We start from the raw sequence: 18839 nt of genomic DNA on the forward strand, positions 1-18839 counted from the left end.
CTGCTTGGTAGGTGGGTGGGGCGCCTGATTGGAAGGTGGTGGGGCGCGTTGTGGGGGTTGACCGTACAAACTGGGTTTTTTGTCTCATAACAGCTCTTCGGAGTTCGCTCCGGACACTCTGAGGGCTGTAGTAACGTGCGTGCCTGACCCCGGTAACGAGTCTGCAAACGGAGGAGTCGAACGTGCCAGCCCCTCGGTCAGCGGGTCTGATCGCGGTCGTCATGGCGGTGGCTTCCCTCCTTACGCCGTCCGCGCCGGCTCGGGCTGAGACGCACAAGCCACGTGATCCCTCCGGACTGACCGCGCTGCGGAAGGAAGCCGAGAAGTCGGCCAAGGAGCTAGAGGACGCCACCAAGGCGCTCGAGAAGCGGCGGGTGGAAATCGCCGCCTCGGAGAAGCAGCTCAAATCCAAGCTCAATACTCTGGAGAAGCTGGAGGGCCGGCTCGCGGTGATGCGGCAGCCCGTCGCTGAGATGGTCGAGTTGATGTACGAGCAGCCGGTGGCGGCGGACGGGGTGCTTCCGTTCCTGTCCGGTACGTCGGACCAGAAGACGCTGAGGGCGTTGACGGACGCGACCCACATGGTGAGCATGCGGCAGCAGGCGGTCGAGCAGACCAGCACGCTGTACAAGGAGGCCCAGCGGCTGGCCGCCGAGGCGCAGGAGCTGCGGGCCGGCAACCTGCTGGCCGAGGCACAGATAGCGGCCGAGGTCGATACGTTGCGGAAGCGGTCGGACAAGATCGTGAAGTCGGTGACGGCGGCGCTGGTCAAGCTCGGGATCAAGATCGACAAGGTGGGGCGGGACGCGCTGGGGTGCAACCCGCTGCGGGCGGCGACGGCCGATGACTATCCCAACGGGCTGATCCCCAAGGGCATGCTCTGCCCCCTGCAGCAGAAGGGGCACAGTCTCAGGGCCGACGCCACCATCGCGTTCGTGAGCTTGAACGAGGCGTATCGCAAACGGTTCGGTAAGTCGATGTGTGTGACCGATGCCTATCGCACCCTCGGTGAGCAGCAGTCCATCTATTACCGCAAGCCCGGGCTCGCCGCGGTGCCTGGGCGGAGCAACCACGGGCTCGGGCTGGCCGTCGACCTGTGTGGCGGGGTGGAGAGGTCGGGGACGGCGGAGTTCGTCTGGATGGAGAAGAGCTCCAAGCGGTATGGGTGGTTCCATCCTCCCTGGGCCTACACCGGTCCAATCGAGCCGTGGCACTGGGAATATGATCCCGACCTCGACTCGGTGCTCTAGACGGTGGCGACTTCCGCGCTGCAGAACGCGCAGCGGGAGGCGGCCTTGGGGATCTCCGACAGGCATTCGGGGCAGTCGCGGGTCGTCGCCTCGACCTTGGCGGTCAGACGATCTTTGACGTGAGCGTAGGGCTTGACCACGAAGAAGTAGACGACGCCGGCGACGATCAGGAATGACACCACCGCGTTGATGAAGTTGCCGTACATGAAGTCGGACCGGCCGACCGTGATCTTGAGTGAGGAGAAGTCGGGCAGCCCGCCGAAGGCCGAGATCAGCGGCGTGAGCAGGTCTTTCACGAACGACTGCACGATCGAGTTGAAGGCGGCGCCGATGACGACGGCCACGGCGAGGTCGATGACGTTCCCCTGCATGAGGAACTTCTTGAATCCACTCATGCAGAGGGATGGTAGCCATGTGCTCACGTGCCGCCACCCGGATGGATGGTGATGGACAGGCGGCCGCCGGACTGGGCGGCGGCCAGTTCGGCCGCCTGGGCCGGGGTGGTCGCGAGCACGATCAAGGCGCCGCGGTCGTCGCCGGAATCCCTCGTTGCCTCCGGGATGGTCAGGACCGTCAGCTCCGACGCGATCTGGCGGGCGGGCAGGCCCTCCTGCCAGGACGCGAGGACGCCGATCGTGGAGCCGGGCGAGATGAGCTCGACCGCCGCGGCGTCGGCTATGCGCACCGGGGCGGCCACCATGCCGGGCGGCAGGCGGAAGGAGTGGAGGAGGCGGACGTCGGTCAGCGGTTCGCCCTTGCGCATCGGGGCGGCGAGGACCTGGCCGGCCCGCGTGCTGCGCACCGCTCCCGACGGCGGATGGTCGAACGGGACGGGGCTGAAGTCGTCGGGGTCGAGCGGGCCGGGGGACAGGTCGCGCGCCGCCACCAGCACCGTGGGACCGTCGGCGGGGCGCGTGGCGAGGTAGGCGGACAGGACGGCGACCGCGGCCGTCGCCGCCGCGATGAGACGGCGGCGACGGCTGTAGCGGCTCAGCCAGGTCTGGATCACGGGAGTTCGAAGGGGTGGTCGATGCCGTCGAGGGCGGCGGGGCAGGGGCAGCCGCGCTCCTCGGGAAGCGCCTGCACCGTCTCGGTCACGAGGGTGCGCATGCGGGCGACGTTTTGTGCGAAGAACTTGAGCACCTCGTCGTGGGTGACGCCCTGGCCGGTCTCCACCCCGGCGTCGTGGTCGGTCACCAGGCACAGCGAGGTGTAGCACAGGGCCAGCTCGCGGGCGAGGATCGCCTCGGGATGGCCGGTCATGCCGACGATCGACCAGCCGTTGCCCGCGTACCACTGCGACTCCGCCCGCGTGGAGAAGCGCGGGCCCTCGATCACCACCAGCGTGCCGCCGTCGGCGGTCTCCCAGCCGCCGGCTTCGGCGGCCCGCACGGCCACGGCCCGGCCGGACGGGCAGTAGGGGTCGGCGAACGAGACGTGGACGGCGCCGTCGGCGTCGTAATAGGTCTGGACGCGGCCCGAGGTGCGGTCGATGAGCTGGTCGGGGACGACCAGGGTGCCAGGGCCGTATTCGGCCTTCAGCGAGCCCACGGCGCTGGGCGCGAGCACCTGCCGCACGCCGAGTGAACGCAGCGCCCAGAGGTTGGCGCGGTAGGGGATGCGGTGGGGAGGGAAACGGTGGTTGCGGCCGTGCCGGGGGACGAACGCCACGGAACGCGCGCCGATGCGCCCGACCGTGACGACATCGCTCGGCGATCCGTAGGGGGTGGAGAGCTCGATCTCTTCCGCGTCGTCGAGCAGGGAGTAGAAACCCGAGCCGCCGATGACGCCGATGTCTGCGCGAGTGACCATGGCGAGAGAGTAGCCGGGGCGGGGGAGGGGAGTGGGGAGCGGAATGTGGTTCTGTGGATAACGTGGCTGCGGCGCCGGGTCGCTGTGGACGGGCTGTCGTCACGGATCACGAGCCGCAGAATCTGCGCCTCCGGTCAACCGCCCCAAAGGGCCGGCGCGGCTCGCGACGGCTGTTCCACCCGCACCCGCGCGTTCGGAACGGCTGTTCCACCCGCACCTGCGCGCTCAAGACGGCTGTTCCGCCCGCACCCGCGTGCTCGTAACGGCTGCTCCACTGGCGCATGCCGAAGATCCGGGCGGCACGCCCAGGGGTACGGCGCGGTCAGCTGGAGGCTGCGGCCGGTGCGGGAGCGGAGGTGGACGAACCGGAGTCGCCCGACTTGCTCTCCGAGGACTTCGACGACGAGTCGGACGACGACGCGTCAGCCGACTTGGAGGACGCGGAGGTAGAGGCGCCAGAGGACGACGAGCGGCTGTCGGTCTTGTAGAACCCCGAGCCCTTGAACACGATGCCGACGGCGGAGAAGACCTTGCGCAGGTTTCCTTCGCAGCTCGGGCAGACCGTCAAGGCGTCGTCGGTGAACTTCTGGACGACCTCGAGCTGCTCACCGCAGTCGTTGCAGGCGTACTGGTAGGTCGGCACGCGCTTCTCCTTCAGGTTTGGCACTCGAGGGATGCGACTGCTAATGCTAACCGATGCCGTCAATCACCTATTCCAGCCCCCGTTCGCCGTACCAGCCCGCCAACTTCCCGCTGCGGCTCACGGCGCGCATGCGGCGCTCGACCTGGTCGCGGCAGGAGGCGGTGGCGACGACGAGCAGCTGGTCGTTCGCCCTGACCCTGGTGGTGCTCGCGGGGACGAAGGACCTGCCGTCGCGCACGATCAGCGTCACGGCGGCGCCGGCGGGCAGGCGCAGCTCGAAGATCTCCACGCCGTGCAGGCGCGAGCCCGGCGGCACCGTGATCTGCAGCAGGTCGGCCTGGAGCTCCTCCAGCGGCGCCGACTCCACCGCGAGGTCGTGCGCCTCTCCTGGCGCCGTCACCTTGAGCAACCGGGCGACGAACGGCAGCGTCGGTCCCTGCAGCAGGGTGAACACGATGACGATCACGAAGACCTGGTTGAAGATGTCTTTGGAGCCCTCGACCCCGGACGCCCACGGGATGGTCGCGAGCACGATGGGGATCGCGCCGCGCAGCCCCGCCCATGACAGGAACGCCTGGTCGCGCCAGCTCACCCAGCCCATCCGCAGCGCCCATGCGACCGCCGAACTCGCCACGACGCACAGCGGGCGTACGAGGAGCACCATGACCGTTCCGGTGATCAGGCCGGGGATGATCGCCGACGGCATCTCTTTCGGGCTGGCCAGCAGCCCCAGCATCACGAACAGGCCGATCTGCGCCAGCCACGCGGCCCCCTCGGCGAACCCCCTGGTCGCCGCCCGGTGGGGCAGCCGCGAGTTGCCCAGGATCAGCCCGGTGAGGTAGACGGCCAGGAAGCCTGAGCCGTGCAGCAGCACCGCGCCGCCGTACGAGACGAAGGTGAGCGCGAGCACGGCGATGGGATAGAGGCCTGAGGCGGGCAGGGCGACGCGACGCAGCGCGTACGCGCCCGCGGGCCCGACGGCGAGGCCGACCGCCGCGCCGATGAGCAGCTCGATCGTGGTGTCGAGCAGGAACGTTCCCAGATTGGGTGACGAGTGCGCCGCCCCGCTGAGCAGCACCACGGCGATCACGGTGGGCGCGTCGTTGAAGCCGGACTCCGCCTCCAGCACGCCGGCCAGCCGGGGCGGCAGCGGCAGCCTGCGCAGCACGGAGAACACGGCCGCCGCGTCGGTGGAGGCCAGCACCGCGCCGAGGATCAGCGCCGTCTTCTGGTCGATGCCGAGCAGGCCCTGGACGACCAGCGCCAGCACGACGATGCTGACCGCCACCCCCACGGTCGCGAGCACCACGGCTATCGGGACGGATCGCCGCACATGGGACCAGTTGGTGGTGAGTCCGCCCTCGGCCAGGATCACCGCGAGCGCGGTCAGGCCGATCTGCTGGGCCGCTTGAGGGCTGTCGAAAGGGATGCCGAACCCGGAATCGCCCAGGAGGATGCCGAAGCCCAGGAACACCAGCAGGCTGGGCAGACCGGTGCGATGCGCGAGGCGTACGGACGCGATGGCGGCGATGACGATCGCGGCTCCGAGAAGGAGCCAGACATCAAGCGTCATTCAGCCCCCTCTCATCCCTGCGGTCACATAAGCCTAGTAAGGCCTGACGGTGTCATGGCATAGCGGACGCGGCGGTCGTGTGGTTCGGACGGGACATCGTCGATCAGCTCCCCGTCGTGGAGGAGTGCCACTGTGGGGACGTTGGGACCGACTCTGGCCAGGGCTCGATCGTACGAGCCGCCGCCGCGGCCGAGACGTAGGCCCGTCTTCCTGTCGACGGCGAGGGCGGGCACGATCACGAGGGCGGCGGTGCGGATGGCGTCGACGCCGCGGCGGGTGTCGACGGGCTCCATGATGCCGAAGCGCCCGGGGGCGAGCGTGCCCGGTCCGTCGTAGACCGCCCAGTCGAGGTCGTCGTCCTCACGGAGCACCGGAAGGATCACGGTGGCGCCGTGTTTCCACAGGGCGAACACGAGCCCGTGCGTATCCGGCTCCGACCCCGTCGACCAGTAGCAAGCCACGAGACCGGCCATCTGGACCCACGGTTGTTCGAGCAGCGTTTCGCGAACTTTGATGGCGTTTGCCCGTAGTCGTTCGGGGGAGAGTGCCCTACGCGCCGCGTTCAGCTCGCGGCGCAGGTTGAGCTTGTCCACAGGTGCCTCCACTAGGGTCTACTCATGGCTGACTTCGACCCTGTGACGAAAGCCGTTGTGCCCGCCGCGGGTCTGGGCACCCGGTTTCTCCCGGCGACCAAGGCGACACCCAAAGAGATGTTGCCCATCGTCGACAAGCCCGCGATCCAGTATGTCGTCGAAGAGGCCGCCTCGGCGGGGCTCCTCGACGTGCTCATGGTCACCGGCAAGAATAAACGGTCGATCGAGGATCACTTCGACCGGGCTTTCGAGCTGGAGGGGGCCCTTGAGGCCAAGGGCGACGAGCACCGGCTGTCCCAGGTTCGTGAGCCCGCCTCGCTCGCGACGCTCCACTACGTACGCCAGGGCGAGCCCAAGGGCCTCGGCCACGCGGTGCTCTGCGCGAAGCAGCACGTCGGCGACCACCCGTTCGCCTGCCTGCTCGGCGACGACCTGATCGACCACCGCGACCCGCTGCTCAAGCGCATGATCGAGGTGCGTGACACGTTCGGCGGAAGTGTGATCGCGCTGATGGAGGTGCCCAAGGAGCAGGTCTCGCAGTACGGCGTGGCGACCATCGAGGCGACCGCGGAAGACGACGTCGTGCGGGTCACCGACCTGGTGGAGAAGCCGCCGGCCGACGAGGCGCCGTCCAACTGGGCGATCATCGGCCGCTACGTGATCGATCCCGCGGTGTTCGCGGTGCTGGAGGACACCCCGCCGGGGCGCGGCGGCGAGATCCAGCTCACCGACGCGCTGCGCACGCTCGCCGCCCGCGGCTCCACGGAGGGCGGGCCGGTGCACGGCGTGCTGTTCAGAGGGCGGCGCTACGACACGGGCGACAAGCTCGACTATCTGCGGACCGTGGTGAAGTTCGCGGCGGACCGTGAGGATCTGGCGCCGGATTTCGTGCCGTGGCTGCGGGAGTTCCTCGATGAAATCGGTTGACGCGCATCTGGCCGACATCCTGGCCACTGTGCGTCCGCTGGCACCCCTCGAGCTCGACCTGGAGCAGGTGCTGGGGGCGACGCTGGCCGAGGACGTGTCCTCGCCGGTGCCGCTGCCGCCGTTCGACAACTCGGCCATGGACGGGTACGCCGTACGCGCCGACGACTTGTCGGAAATTCCGGTTACGTTGCCGGTCATCGACGACGTGGCGGCCGGGTCGACCGAGCTGCGGGCCGTCGGGCCCGGTCATGCCGTACGCATCATGACGGGCGCGCCCCTGCCCGCGGGGGCGGACACCGTGGTGCCGGTGGAGTGGACGGACGGCGGCACCGTCTCCGTACGCATCGATCGCCGCGCCGAGGCCGGCAACGCGATCCGGCGGGCGGGGGAGGACGTCGGGGCCGGCGACGTGGTGCTCGAGGCGGGCACCGTGATCCGCCCCGCACAGCTCGGCATCGTCGCCGGGGTGGGGCGGCGCCGGGTCAAGGCCCGGCCGCGGCCCCGGGTTGTGATCATCTCCACCGGAGCCGAGCTGGTCGAGCCCGGATCGCCGCTGACCACCGGGCAGATCTGGGAGTCCAACAGCTACACCCTGACCGCCGCCGTGCGGGAGGCGGGCGCCGAGGGCTACCGTGTCGGCTCCGTCACCGACGATCCCGCCGTGCTGCTCGACCGGCTCGACACCCACCTGGTGCGGGCCGACGCGATCATCACCAGCGGAGGGGTCTCGATGGGGGCGTACGAGCCGGTCAAGGAGGCCCTGTCGCCGCTGGGGACCGTCCGGTTCGAGAAGGTGGCCATGCAGCCGGGGATGCCGCAGGGGTTCGGCGTCCTGGGGGACGACCAGGTGCCGATCTTCGCGCTGCCCGGCAACCCGGTGTCCTCGTTCGTGTCCTTCGTCCTGTTCGTACGCCCGGCGCTCGACAAGATGCGCGGCCTGCCCAGCGGCCTGCCCTCATCCGTCACCGCCAGGGCGGCGGGGCCCCTGCGTTCGCCGTCGGGGCGCAGATCGTTCCTGCGCGGGGTGCTGGCGCCCGACGGCACGGTGGCGCCGGTGCACGGGCAGGGCTCCCACCAGCTCGCCGCCCTGGCGGCGGCGAACGCGCTGATCGTGGTTCCCGAGGACGTCACCGAGGTGGCCGCGGGCGCCGCTGTGGAGGTGATCAAGCTGTGAGCGAGCTGACCCACATCGACGAGACCGGCGCCGCGCGCATGGTCGACGTCTCGGCCAAGGACGTCTCGGCCCGCACCGCCACGGCGAGCGGCCGGGTGCTCCTGACGGCCGAGACGGTGGCGCTGCTGCGGTCCGGCGAGGTGCCGAAGGGCGACGCGCTGGGCGTGGCGAGGATCGCGGGCATCATGGGGGCGAAACGCACCCCCGACCTGATCCCGCTCTGCCATCCGATCGCGCTGCACGGCGTGAAGGTCACGCTCGAGGTCGAGGACTGGGGCGTGGCGATCACGTGCCGGGCCAAGACGGCCGACCGTACCGGCGTGGAGATGGAGGCGCTGACGGCGGTCTCGGTGGCCGCGCTGGCGCTGATCGACATGGTGAAGGCGGTCGATCCCGGCGCGACGATCACCGACGTACGGGTGGAGGAGAAGCTGGGCGGCAAGACCGGCAGCTGGACCAGGGAGCCGGCGTGATGCGGGCCCTCGTGATCACGGTGTCGAACCGGGCGTCGTCCGGGGTTTATGCCGATAAATCGGGTCCTCTCCTGCTCGATCTGCTGCGCGACGAGGCCGGCTGCGAGAGCGTCGAAGGGCCCGTACTCGTGCCCGACGGCGAGGCGGTCGAACGGGCGCTGCGCGAGGGCGTGGCGGAGGGGTTCGACGTCATCGTGACCACCGGGGGCACTGGCCTGACGCCTCTCGACCTGACACCCGAGATGACCGCCAAAGTGATCACTCGTGAGATTCCCGGGATAGCCGAGGCCATTCGCCAGGCCAACCGCGAAAAAGTGCCTACGTCTGTCCTTTCCAGAGGATTGGCCGGACAAGCGGGGACAACAATGATCGTGAATTTGCCGGGATCTTCCGGAGGTGTACGCGACGGCGTCGCCGTACTCGCGCCCATTCTCCGGCACGCGGTCGATCAGATCCGGGGCGGCGATCACCCGCGCTGACCCGATCCGGATCTTCGCCCCCAGGACCCCGTGGCGACATCCCGCCCGATAGGGGGATGATGGAAGCGTGGATCGACTTCGTGGCTGGCCGGCGACTCTAGGCGAAGGTCCGGTCGGCCTGCGGCCGCTGCGGCTGAGCGACGTGCGCGTGTGGCGCGAGACCCGCCTGCGCAATGCCGACTGGCTGCGCCCCTGGGAGCCGAGCAACCCCGAGACGCCGCTGTTCAGGACCGGTCTTGGCCCCTACATCTCCATGGTCGGCACCCTGCGCCGCGAGGCCAGGCAAGGACTCGCGCTGCCCTGGGTGGTCACGTACGGCGGGCGCTTCGCGGGGCAACTGACCGTCGGCGCGATCGTCTGGGGATCCGCCCGCTCCGCCCAGGTCGGCTACTGGATCGACGGCGCGCTGGCCGGTAAGGGCATCACCCCCACCGCCCTCGCCATGGCCGTCGACCACTGCTTCTTCACCACCGGCCTGCACCGCCTGGAAGCCAACATCCGCCCCGAGAACCAGGCCAGCCGAAGGGTGGTTGAGAAGCTCGGATTCCGGGAAGAAGGCATTCGGCGGCGCCAACTCCACATAGATGGAGCCTGGCGCGACCACATCTGTTACGCGTTGACCGTCGAGGACGTACCTGGCGGGCTTCTCGTGCAGTGGCGTCGTGCACGTGAGTCGGCAACTCACGGCGGTTCTCCCGTCGAAGAGGTTTGACGATCTCGCGACACACCGCACCGAATGCTCGTCAATTAGTGACACGCGGTCTTACGGTGCGTGACGTGAGCACATTGAAGACGCAACCAGCACACTCGCGTCTTCGTGCTGCCCGGAGGTGCCCATGAGCATCCTCCTCTACTTCGCCATCGTCGTGATGTGGCTGTGCGTCCTGATCCCGATGTGGCTGCGCAGGGACAAGACCAACCTCGCCGAACTCGCCGAACTCGAAGAGCACTACACCGGCGAGCACCAGCTTCCCGACCTCGACAACCTCGACCCCTCCGACGCCGACGAGGACGACGGGGCGGTGCCGATGGAGGTCGAGAAGGTCGACGTCCGCCAGTTCCGGCTCCGCCGCCGCGCCATCATCGTGGCCCGCCGGCGCCGCCTGCTGTTCTTCACCGCCCTGCTGGTGCTCGCCTCGATCATCACGGCGGCGGTCAAGATGATGCCATGGTGGGGGGTCGCGCCCTCCGTCGTCATCATGATGACGTACATGGCCTTTCTCCGCATCGCCGTACAGGTGGACAGGGACCGGCGCGAACGTGCCCGCCAGGCGCGCGCTGAGCGGCAGCGGCGGACACGTGAGCAGCGGCAGGCCGTCGAGGAGGCGGAGGCCGAAATCATCGATCTCGCCTCGCACCACACGGATGTCCTGTTCGATCAGTACGCCGAACCACCCAAGCGAGCCGTGGGCGACTGAAACGGTGGCGCGAGGACCCTCTGGAGTTTGCTAATCTGGTCGAGTCCTTGGGGATGTAGCGCAGTCCGGTAGCGCACTTCGTTCGCATCGAAGGGGTCAGGGGTTCGAATCCCCTCATCTCCACCAGAGGCCGTTCTTGAAACGGCTGGACTGAAGTTGACGGGATCCCGTCTGATCATCGCGATCGGGCGGGATCTTGTTGTTTCAGGGGTTTCCCGTTCGGGTTCGTCCTGGTTTGGGGACCGCAGAGCAGGTGGCTGGCCCGGGTGATGTCGGGCCGCTGGCGGAGGTCCGAGTTTGTGTCGCTGGGCATGCCGACGCTGGCTCCGGGCTCGGGACATGTTCGTCTACTTGGAATCGGCCATGCTCGCGTTCAGCGGCTTCATCAGATCCAGCGCCTGGCCGTCGCCGATGGCGGCCACCTGGTGAATACCTGCCGAATTAGCTAGGTTGCTCTCACCTCGTCCGATTCTCACAGGGAGTGGCAGCCGTGCGGCAACAGCACAAGACCTTCCAGGCGATCGAAGTCGGCGACGGCGGCGACGGGCGGTGGGCCGCCTACGCCCGGGCCCTGTGGCAGGAGATGGAGGGCCTGCTGACCGAGGAGGGCCGGACTCCGGAGGGCGCGGATCGTGTTCGGGCGCTGTTCCGTGCGCACATGCCGGAATTGGTCCCGGTTCTGGACCGCCTGGCCGGCCAACTCGACCGGCCCGAGGCGGAAGTCTTCCTCACCCACGCGGCACTGCGGCCGTTCTCCCAGGCCTGCACCCAGATCGGCCAGAACGGCACTCTGCTGCGCAACTATGACTTACGGCCCGATCAGTGCGAGGGGGCCATCGTCTCCTCCTGCTTCCTGCGCCCCGTGATCGGGATGCAGGACATGCTGTGGGGCTTGCAGGACGGGATGAACGACGCCGGTCTCGCGATCTCGCTCACCTGGGGCGGACGTTCTGTGTACGGACGTGGCTTCGCCATTCTCATCCTCGTGCGCTACCTGCTGGAGACGTGTGACACCGTCGATGAGGCGGTCGACAGGCTGCGGTCCCTACCGGTCGCCGTCCCCCAGAATCTCACCCTTGTCGATCCCAAGAAGGCGATGACGGTGTTCGTGGGACCGGATATGCCGCCGACGGTGGCACCGGACGCCTGCGCCTCCAATCACCAGCACCTGCCGGTGACCGACGAGCAGGAGCGGGCCATGCGGACGCAGGAGCGGCTGCGAGCCATCCGCGCCGCGGGCGCGGACGTGGCGGCGATGCTCAAGCCGCCGCTGTATCGATCCGTCGACGAGCAGGGGACGGTAACGCTCTACACCGCCCACTACCGACCCGCCGAGGGCCTTGTGACGTACTACTGGCCCGGTGAGTCCTGGCAACAGTCCTTCGGCGACTTCACACCCGGAACCCGCACCGTGACCTTGGGTCGGGCCAGCTGAAAGGCTTTCCTGACTCCTGCTCACCCCTGCACGAAGATCTTGCAAGAACGTGATTTCACCCGCAGCAGACAAGCCCTCCCTCGGCTGGCCCTGCCACGTGGCAATCCCCCTGAACGGTCAGCGCCCGGACTGCCTACGCGGGAAGCGATCTTCTCAACCCCTCTTGCGCCCCAGGCCAGCCCTATTCGTGAACACCCCACCAGGAAGATGCAGGTGAGAAGGGTCTTTGGAGCAATCCAGAGGCCCTTTTCTCATGTCTGGAAGTCGATGGGAGCCAGTCGGGGAGCCATCTCACTTCGACTCCCTACCCGTGTCGGCTGTCGCCGAAGATGGTGTCCATCGTTTGAGCACCTTCAGTGATCACCGGCCGTAGCTGGTGCACCATCCGTACCGGCTGGACAAGCAGCCGTCGCGCTGTTCAACGACATGCACCGATAGGAGAACTTTGTGTGCTGTTCGACGCCACCAACGGCCCGCGTTCTTCGGACCGGCTCTCACCAGACTGTCGCCTCGTTCACCCCGAACGGTCGAGTATTCGTCGCATCAGGCCCCGATGGCATCAGCGCCTGGTTCCTCGACGCGCTTCCCTGATATGCGTCGGTGCCGTCGAGGGTGAAGCAGCGCAGGGCGGTGGACGTGTTCGGACTGGTCATCGCGGTGGTGGTGCTGGCCGCCTCCGCGCACGAAACGCCGCCGGGACCGCTCCCGCAGCCCAGAGCTCCGGTACGGTGACCAAAGCCTTGGTCGATCAGGGGTCAAGAGCACGGTCGTCGACCATGGGGCCGGGCTCGAGATCGACGTGGAGATCGTCGAACGCAACCCGCCGACACCGGGTTCGCAGCAGCTCGTTCGGACGCCATAGCTCCCTCTTTGGGGCGATATGTCGGAAAGTATCCTTCCCTTTCGACATTGGTTCACGGAGGAACGTGACATGGACGAACAGCATTGGCTGGCGGAGCGGTTCGCCGAGCATCGCTCGCATCTGCGCGCGGTGGCCTTTCGGATGCTCGGCTCGCTGAGTGAGGCCGACGACGCGCTGCAGGAGGCCTGGCTGCGTGCCAGCCGCGCCGACGTCGGCCAGGTGGACAACATGGCCGGATGGCTGACCACGGTCGTGGCCCGGGTGTGTCTGAACATGCTGCGCTCACGCGGTCAGCGCCGCGAGGAACCGCTGGACATCCAGGCGGCCGATCCGATGCTCGGCCCCGCGTCGGCGGGTGATCCCGAACACGAGGTGGTGATGGCCGACTCGGTGGGGGTGGCGCTGCTGGTGGTGCTGGACACCCTGGGCCCGGCCGAGCGGCTCGCCTTCGTGCTGCACGATCTGTTCGCCGTACCGTTCGAAGAGATCGCCCCCATGCTGGAGCGATCACCGGAGGCGACCCGGCAACTGGCCAGCCGCGCGCGTCGCCGGGTCAAGGGCGCCACACCCGTGCCGCACGTCGATCTGGCCCGTCAGCGGGAGATCGTCGAGGCATTCCTGTCGGCCACGCGCGGCCAGGACTTCCGGGCGCTGATCACGATGCTCCACCCCGAGGTCACCCTCCGCGCCGACAGGGCCGTCATGCTGACCGCCGAACCTGTGATGGTGGCGGGATCCGAGCCCGTCGCCAAGGGCGCGATGGCCGCCATGCAGCGGGCCCAGTTCACCGGACCCGCCCTCCTCGACGGCGCCGTCGGCCTGGTGATGGCTCCCCACGGCCACCTGCGGGTGGCACTCACCTTCACGATCGCCGACGGCCTCATCACCGCCATCGACGTCATCGCCGAACCCGATCGTCTCGGCCAACTCCATCTGGCAGTCCTCGACTGACACAGGCGGGCAGGCGGATCGCTGCGATTCATCTGCCCGGCCAGCTTGCCTATGACGCACATCACAGCCGCCGTCGGTCACATCGCCGTACGGCGGCGGGTCAAGGCAGCGACGGACTCACCGATCACCGCCGCTGCGACCCCCGCCCGGCGTCATCCAAGCAAGGAACACCCCATGATTCACAGCATCGTCACCGTTCTGGCCGCCGCCTGGGTGGCTTTCTCCGCCTACGCCATCCTCACCCGCGCCACGTGGGTCATCGAGCCGCTGCAATCGTACGGTGTCCCCGCCTCATGGTGGCCCTGGCTCGGGGCCGCCAAGGCCGCAGGGGCAGCGGGCCTGCTGGCCGGCCTGGTCGTGCCCGTGATCGGCATCCTGGCCGGGATCGGCCTGGTGGTGTACTTCGCCGGGGCCGTCATCACCGTGCTCCGCGCCCGCTCCTACAAGACTGTCGTTTACCCGATCCTGTACCTCGTCCCGGTCATCGCTGCCCTCCTGCTGGGAGCCGCCGCCTGAGCACACAACCAGAACCCACCCCGGTTGTCCCCGCAGCCGTGGGGGGAACCGGGGTTCCCGTTCCATCATCTGTCGCGAGAGGCGGGAAGCGATCACGCCCGATCCGGGAAGCGATCTTCCGGAACCTGTCGTCGATGCTGCTCAGCCCTACTCGTGAACGTGCCGAGCCTGGAGCGCTACGCCCGGTCAGTGCGCAGCGACTATGCCAGCGATCGATGGTGGGGCCTGTACTGGGTGGACGAAGTGGAGAAGATCCCCGGGGGAGCCAGGTTCATGGTCACCGAGCTTGAGCTCGGCGCGTTGCTGGCGGGCGTGGTCGCCGGTCGCGATGCCGGCGAGCTGCCGGGCGCCGGCGATGGCGGGGGTGCCGTAGCATCAGGACGGGCGCGCCGGTCCCGGCCGGTCGGGCGGCCGTCGCCGAGCTCGATCTCGGCCCGGGCCGAGAGGTGTGGGCGTCGGTCAAGGCCGCCGAAACGCACGCCTATCCCGCCTGAGCGCTCACGTTAGCCTCCGCAGGATGCGACGATGGGAGTAGAAGAGCCTGCGCCGAGGGGAGGATGCCGGGCGCGAGGCGTCGGCCGACAATGACCCTTACAGCTGTCAACACTGTGGTGGTGTCATGGGCGTGGTCAGCACCGAAGAGGTCCCGACGGGAGAGCGGTTCGCCCTCTGGCGCGAGGTCAGCGCGAAGCAGTGGGTGCCCCTCGATGCCCGCTGCGAACGGCATCTGGAGAGCACCTTCCGGGCGCAGGCCGCCTTCGGCGGGCTCGGTCCCGTGCAGGCGGTCCTGCTGACCACGACGCCGCTCACGACCCACCGCACGTCCAGGCTGATCCGGCAGTCAGACCCCGAGACGTTCCTGGTGAGCTGCGCGGTGCGGGGCCGGGTGTGCGGGGAGCAGGACGGCCGGCAGGCGGAGCTGCGCGTGGGTGATCTGTGCTTGCGGGACAGTTCGCATCCCACCGTGACCCGGCTCGGGCGGCCGGGCGAGCGACCCGCTCAGATGCTGTCCCTGCAGTTCCCGCGTTCGTTGCTGCCGTTATCGGGGCGGGAGCTGCGGGACCTCGCTGCGGTACGCATCCCGGGCGACCGGGGCGTCGGGGCGCTAACCTCGCAGTTCCTCTTGCAGACGGCCGCGCGGATGCACGAGTTCAGCCCGTCCGACGGCGTGCGGCTGTCCACCCTGACGCTCGACGTGCTGGCGGTGGCACTGGCGAGCGCGCTGGACGCCGGCGCGTCGATGCCGCCCGAGGCGAGGCGGCGGGCGCTGCTCGCCCAGATCCACGCCTTCATCCAGCAGAACCTGGGCGACCCGCGGCTGACCCCTGGCGCGATCGCCGCGGCGCACCACATCTCGCTGCGCTATCTGCACAGGCTGTTCCAGCAGGAAGGGCACACGGTCGTCGGCTGGATCCGTGAGCGCCGCCTGCGGCGGTGCCGGCGCGACCTGGCCGATCCCCTGCTGTCCGCCCGCCCGATCAACGTGATCGCGGCCCGGTGGGGGTTTGCCAGCCCGGCGCGTTTCAGCCAGGTGTTCCGCAGCGCGTACGGCCTGTCGCCGGCCCAATTCCGCCGGGAGTGCCTGACTGTGCACGCAGGCTAAAGACGTGTGCGCTCTCCCGTAACGACAGGCTCCGGCGGTGGCGTGCACAGTCATCGTTGCGGGCTGCGCCTCAGCCCCCTCGATTGTGCGGCGACGGATACCCCGTGGCCAGGTGTGCTGATTCCCGGAGGGATTTCCATGCGTTCTCTGTTATGTCGCCGTGCGCTCGTCGCGCTGGCCGTCGGTGGGGTGGTCTGCGCGACGCTGCCTGCCGTCCCGGCCCTCGGCATCGTGGGCGGGTCGGCGGTGCCCGCGGACGGGTACGGGTTCGTGGCCAACGTCATGGTGGGCGACGCGGTGCGCGGCTGTTCAGGCGCGCTGATCGATCCGGAGTGGATCGTGACGGCCAAGTCCTGCTTCGCCGAGGGATCCACGCCCGTGGCGATCGGTCCGCCGCCGCTCCCGACGACCGTCACCGTCGGCAGGGTGGACCTGACCACCGTCGATGCAGGCCAGACGCGCGGCGTCATCCACGTGGTGTCGCACCCGGCGCGCGATCTTCTGCTGGCCAAGCTGGCCGCCCCGGTGACCGAGGTGGCTCCGGTACGGGTGAGCGCGACGGCGCCGACGGCCGGTGAGGTGCTGCAGGTCGCCGGCTTCGGGCGTACGGCGACGGAGTGGGTGCCGCACCGGTTGCGCACGGCACCCTTCTCGGTGAAGACGGTGGACGGCGGGGCCATCGAGATCGCGGGCGACCCGTCGGCGCCGGCGACCATCTGCAGGGGCGACGCCGGCGGACCCGCGCTGCGCGGCGTCGCGACGGGTCCGGAACTGGTGGCCCTGCACACCGCGTCGTGGCAGGCCGGCTGCCTCGACACCGACGCGTCGGAGGCCCGTACCTCGGCGACCGAGACGCGGCTGGACGACGTGCGGGACTGGGTGCGGCAGACCGTGCGCGGAGGCGCCTTCGTCCGCCTGGCCACCAGCGCGACAGTGCTCGACACGCGATCCGGGGTGGGCGCGCCCGCCGGTCCGCGGGCCGCGCGCAGCCTCACCCCGTTCCAGGTGACCGGGGTCGGTGGCGTACCGGCCACGGGCGTCACGGCGGTGCTGGTCGACGTGACCGCCGTCACGACCGCGGCCACCTATCTGACGCTGCTGCCGGACGGCGCGCCGCGCCCGCCGGTGTCGATGGTGAACGCCACCGCGAACCAGGTCATCTCCAACACCGCGGTGGTGCCGGTGCCCGCCAGCGGGAAGATCGCCGTCTACAGCCACGGGCCCGGCGCGCACGTGGTGGTCGACGTCCAGGGCTACTACACCAGTTCCACGGATACCGGGCAGGGCTTCGTACCGGTCGGCCCCACCAGGATCGTGGACACCCGCAGCGGCTTGGGCGGCCCGGCCGGCGTCGTGCCGGCGCGGGGGACGCGGACCTTCACCTTGACGGGTGGCGCCATCCCGGCGGGGGCCGGAGTAGCGTACCTGGATCTGATCGTGGTCGGCGCGACCGGGCAGGGCTGGGTCGGCGCCTTCCCGCCCGGCGGCGCCAACAACCGCAGCGTCATGGACTTCGTCCCCGGTACGACCTCCCACGGCGTGACGGTGCGATTGGACACGGACGGGCGTGCGACTTTCACGAACAACAGCAACTCGGCGGTGCACTTCGTGCTGACCGCGCTGGGCTACTTCGGCGGCGCGGACACCGGTACGCGGTTCCGCACGATGGCGGCGCAGCGCCTGCTGGACACCCGCGGGACCGGCACCGGCGTGCCCGTCCCGGCGAACGGCACCGTCGACGTGCCGCTCGGCGTACCCGCGGGCACCACGGCGGCCGTGAACCTGACCGTCGTCGACAACAAGGCCGACGGGCACCTCAACGTGTGGCCGGTCGACGGCGCCGAAACGACCATGTCACTGGTCAACTACGCGCCGCCCGCCGACGGCATCCGCGCCGGGCACAGCGTCGTCAAGGCCGGGACCAGCGGCAAGATCCGGATCAGGAACAACAGCCCGGGCACCGCGCACATCCTGGTCGACGTCCAGGGCTGGTACGCCGGCGACCTCGTTCCCGCCGGAGGCGCCCAGGCGGAACCGGTCGCCGCCGCTGCCCGAACGACGGCCGGTGACTCGATCGTGGAGGACTTCGGCTACCCCGTGAACTTCCCGCACCAGTACGCGGGCACGTCCGGTCAGGAGGATTGGGGCACGGACGAGGCCGAAGCCAAGCACTTCGAACTGATCTCCGGCAACGGCGGCCTCATCTGGGTCTCGTGCACCACGTCCGCCGAGAACGGGGTCGGCGTGATCAAGGTGTTCCCGGGGCTGCTGAACGGCGACACCGAGGTCGGAGAGCCGCACCTCGGCGTGACGGCGGTGTGCTTCAAGGTCCTCGGACCGGCGGGATACGTGAAGCTCCGGATCCCGAACGTCTTCGAGGTCCAGGGAGACAGCCGCGCACCGGGGGCGGGCCATGACGTGGACGCGACAGTCGTGAACGTGACGTCCGGCGCGGAGCGTACCAAGCGCGTGGAGCGGGACGAGAGCGAGCAGTTCGGACGTACCGACACCACGTGCGACCAGAACCACGCGGATTATCCGGACAACTGCCGAGAGACCCTCCTGGAATTGCGGGTCGTCAACTGAGGACGGAAACGGAGGAGTGACTGCGATGCGTGTGAGTCACGCTTTACGTCACAGGGTTCCCTGGCGGGCCGCAGGTGTCATCGGCGTCGTGCTCTCGCTGCTTCTCGTCATCAGCCCGGTGGCTGAAGCGCGGGCCGCGGCGACGGTGACGGCTTCTGCCGAAGCGCCGGTCTGCGAACGCCAGGTGGTCCTGGACGCATGGGCCACCGGCGGCGTGAACGTCCGCCCGGCCGCGGAGAAGGCTCTGCTCGGGGACAAGGCAGCGGTCTGCGCCTTCCTCCAGGAACTGCCGCGGCTCGTGGCCCAGGACGCTCGTGAACAGGTCGGCCACATCAAGGCTCAAGGAGGCCCCGAGGTGGCCGCCGCCGCCAACGCCGCCCTGGTCTCGGAGGACTCCGGCGCGGTGGCGGCGTTTCTCGACGGCGGCTGGGAGACCGCCCGGCAGATCGACCTACGCGCCAGCGTGAACCAGATGAAGGCGGCCGGCGGTCCGGAGGTCAAGGCCGCTGCGAACGTGGCGCTGCGGAACGGGACGCGCGAGGCC

At 69.2% G+C, this 18839-nt stretch carries 20 protein-coding genes, 1 tRNA gene and 1 pseudogene; 16 read left to right on the forward strand and 6 right to left on the reverse strand.

All coding sequences use genetic code 11. The features are described from left to right. Nucleotides 1-221: 221 nt before the first annotated feature. A complete protein-coding gene (locus E1295_RS21900; RefSeq protein ID WP_132632188.1) occupies nucleotides 222-1250 on the forward strand; it encodes a M15 family metallopeptidase in 1029 nt (342 codons plus the stop codon). On the opposite strand, the gene mscL is transcribed toward E1295_RS21900, so the two are convergent. From mscL to E1295_RS21930, 6 genes are all read right to left on the reverse strand, one after another. After that, on the reverse strand, nucleotides 1247-1645 hold the full coding sequence (gene mscL, locus E1295_RS21905) for a large conductance mechanosensitive channel protein MscL (protein WP_132632189.1): 399 nt from the start codon (nucleotides 1643-1645) through the stop codon (nucleotides 1247-1249). The two genes, E1295_RS21900 and mscL, sit on opposite strands and share 4 nt — an antisense overlap. Nucleotides 1646-1668: 23 nt before the next feature. Next, entirely contained in the window at nucleotides 1669-2259 is a 591-nt protein-coding gene (locus E1295_RS21910; protein WP_246080194.1) for an RcpC/CpaB family pilus assembly protein, read from the reverse strand. Then, complete coding sequence (locus E1295_RS21915; protein WP_132632190.1) at nucleotides 2256-3062, reverse strand: S-methyl-5'-thioadenosine phosphorylase; 807 nt, start codon at nucleotides 3060-3062, stop codon at nucleotides 2256-2258. The genes E1295_RS21910 and E1295_RS21915 overlap by 4 nt, the downstream gene beginning before the upstream one ends. Nucleotides 3063-3384: 322 nt before the next feature. After that, nucleotides 3385-3705 carry an FmdB family zinc ribbon protein gene (locus E1295_RS21920; RefSeq protein WP_132632191.1) on the reverse strand — a complete coding sequence of 107 codons (321 nt, stop codon included), beginning with the start codon at nucleotides 3703-3705 and terminating at the stop codon, nucleotides 3385-3387. 67 nt (nucleotides 3706-3772) lie between these two features. Beyond that, nucleotides 3773-5278: a potassium/proton antiporter gene (locus E1295_RS21925; protein ID WP_132632192.1), complete on the reverse strand. Its 1506-nt coding sequence runs from the start codon at nucleotides 5276-5278 to the stop codon at nucleotides 3773-3775. Between the two features lie 23 nt (nucleotides 5279-5301). Next, entirely contained in the window at nucleotides 5302-5871 is a 570-nt protein-coding gene (locus tag E1295_RS21930) for a 5-formyltetrahydrofolate cyclo-ligase (RefSeq protein ID WP_132632193.1), read from the reverse strand. A gap of 24 nt (nucleotides 5872-5895) precedes the next feature. Between E1295_RS21930 and galU the strand changes: the two genes are divergently transcribed. From galU to E1295_RS52495, 15 genes and pseudogenes are all read left to right on the forward strand, one after another. Further along, nucleotides 5896-6798 (forward strand): UTP--glucose-1-phosphate uridylyltransferase GalU, encoded by a 903-nt coding sequence (galU, locus tag E1295_RS21935; RefSeq protein WP_132632194.1) that lies wholly within the window; start codon nucleotides 5896-5898, stop codon nucleotides 6796-6798. Further along, nucleotides 6785-7972, forward strand: a complete 1188-nt coding sequence (gene glp / locus E1295_RS21940) for a molybdotransferase-like divisome protein Glp (protein ID WP_132632195.1) — start codon at nucleotides 6785-6787, stop codon at nucleotides 7970-7972. The genes galU and glp overlap by 14 nt, the downstream gene beginning before the upstream one ends. Then, on the forward strand, nucleotides 7969-8445 hold the full coding sequence (gene moaC / locus E1295_RS21945; protein ID WP_132632196.1) for a cyclic pyranopterin monophosphate synthase MoaC: 477 nt from the start codon (nucleotides 7969-7971) through the stop codon (nucleotides 8443-8445). The genes glp and moaC overlap by 4 nt, the downstream gene beginning before the upstream one ends. Further along, nucleotides 8445-8924, forward strand: a complete 480-nt coding sequence (locus tag E1295_RS21950; RefSeq protein WP_132632228.1) for a MogA/MoaB family molybdenum cofactor biosynthesis protein — start codon at nucleotides 8445-8447, stop codon at nucleotides 8922-8924. Before moaC ends, E1295_RS21950 begins: the two co-directional genes overlap by 1 nt. 67 nt (nucleotides 8925-8991) lie before the next feature. After that, a complete protein-coding gene (locus tag E1295_RS21955) occupies nucleotides 8992-9636 on the forward strand; it encodes a GNAT family N-acetyltransferase (protein WP_132330796.1) in 645 nt (214 codons plus the stop codon). Between the two features lie 124 nt (nucleotides 9637-9760). Next, entirely contained in the window at nucleotides 9761-10342 is a 582-nt protein-coding gene (sepX, locus tag E1295_RS21960; RefSeq protein ID WP_132632197.1) for a divisome protein SepX/GlpR, read from the forward strand. Between the two features lie 49 nt (nucleotides 10343-10391). Further along, nucleotides 10392-10468: transfer RNA gene (locus E1295_RS21965), tRNA-Ala, on the forward strand. A gap of 364 nt (nucleotides 10469-10832) precedes the next feature. Further along, nucleotides 10833-11777, forward strand: a complete 945-nt coding sequence (locus E1295_RS21970) for a C45 family autoproteolytic acyltransferase/hydrolase (RefSeq protein ID WP_132632198.1) — start codon at nucleotides 10833-10835, stop codon at nucleotides 11775-11777. A gap of 600 nt (nucleotides 11778-12377) precedes the next feature. Beyond that, a complete protein-coding gene (locus E1295_RS51915) occupies nucleotides 12378-12509 on the forward strand; it encodes a hypothetical protein (protein ID WP_281284763.1) in 132 nt (43 codons plus the stop codon). 199 nt (nucleotides 12510-12708) lie between these two features. Then, entirely contained in the window at nucleotides 12709-13590 is an 882-nt protein-coding gene (locus E1295_RS21980; RefSeq protein ID WP_132632199.1) for a sigma-70 family RNA polymerase sigma factor, read from the forward strand. Nucleotides 13591-13764: 174 nt separating this feature from the next. Then, entirely contained in the window at nucleotides 13765-14106 is a 342-nt protein-coding gene (locus E1295_RS21985; protein ID WP_132632200.1) for a DoxX family protein, read from the forward strand. Nucleotides 14107-14480: 374 nt separating this feature from the next. Continuing rightward, nucleotides 14481-14600, forward strand: a complete 120-nt coding sequence (locus E1295_RS21990) for a TOBE domain-containing protein (protein WP_246080203.1) — start codon at nucleotides 14481-14483, stop codon at nucleotides 14598-14600. Between the two features lie 125 nt (nucleotides 14601-14725). Next, entirely contained in the window at nucleotides 14726-15709 is a 984-nt protein-coding gene (locus tag E1295_RS21995; protein ID WP_132632201.1) for a helix-turn-helix domain-containing protein, read from the forward strand. 138 nt (nucleotides 15710-15847) lie between these two features. Beyond that, nucleotides 15848-18295: a S1 family peptidase gene (locus E1295_RS22000; RefSeq protein WP_132632202.1), complete on the forward strand. Its 2448-nt coding sequence runs from the start codon at nucleotides 15848-15850 to the stop codon at nucleotides 18293-18295. Between the two features lie 25 nt (nucleotides 18296-18320). Further along, nucleotides 18321-18812 (forward strand): annotated as a pseudogene (locus E1295_RS52495) (hypothetical protein); the annotation flags it as partial. Nucleotides 18813-18839: the final 27 nt, after the last annotated feature.

The sequence above is a fragment of the Nonomuraea mesophila genome (genome assembly GCF_004352805.1).
In the GTDB taxonomy this organism is placed as follows: Bacteria; Actinomycetota; Actinomycetes; order Streptosporangiales; family Streptosporangiaceae; genus Nonomuraea; species Nonomuraea longispora.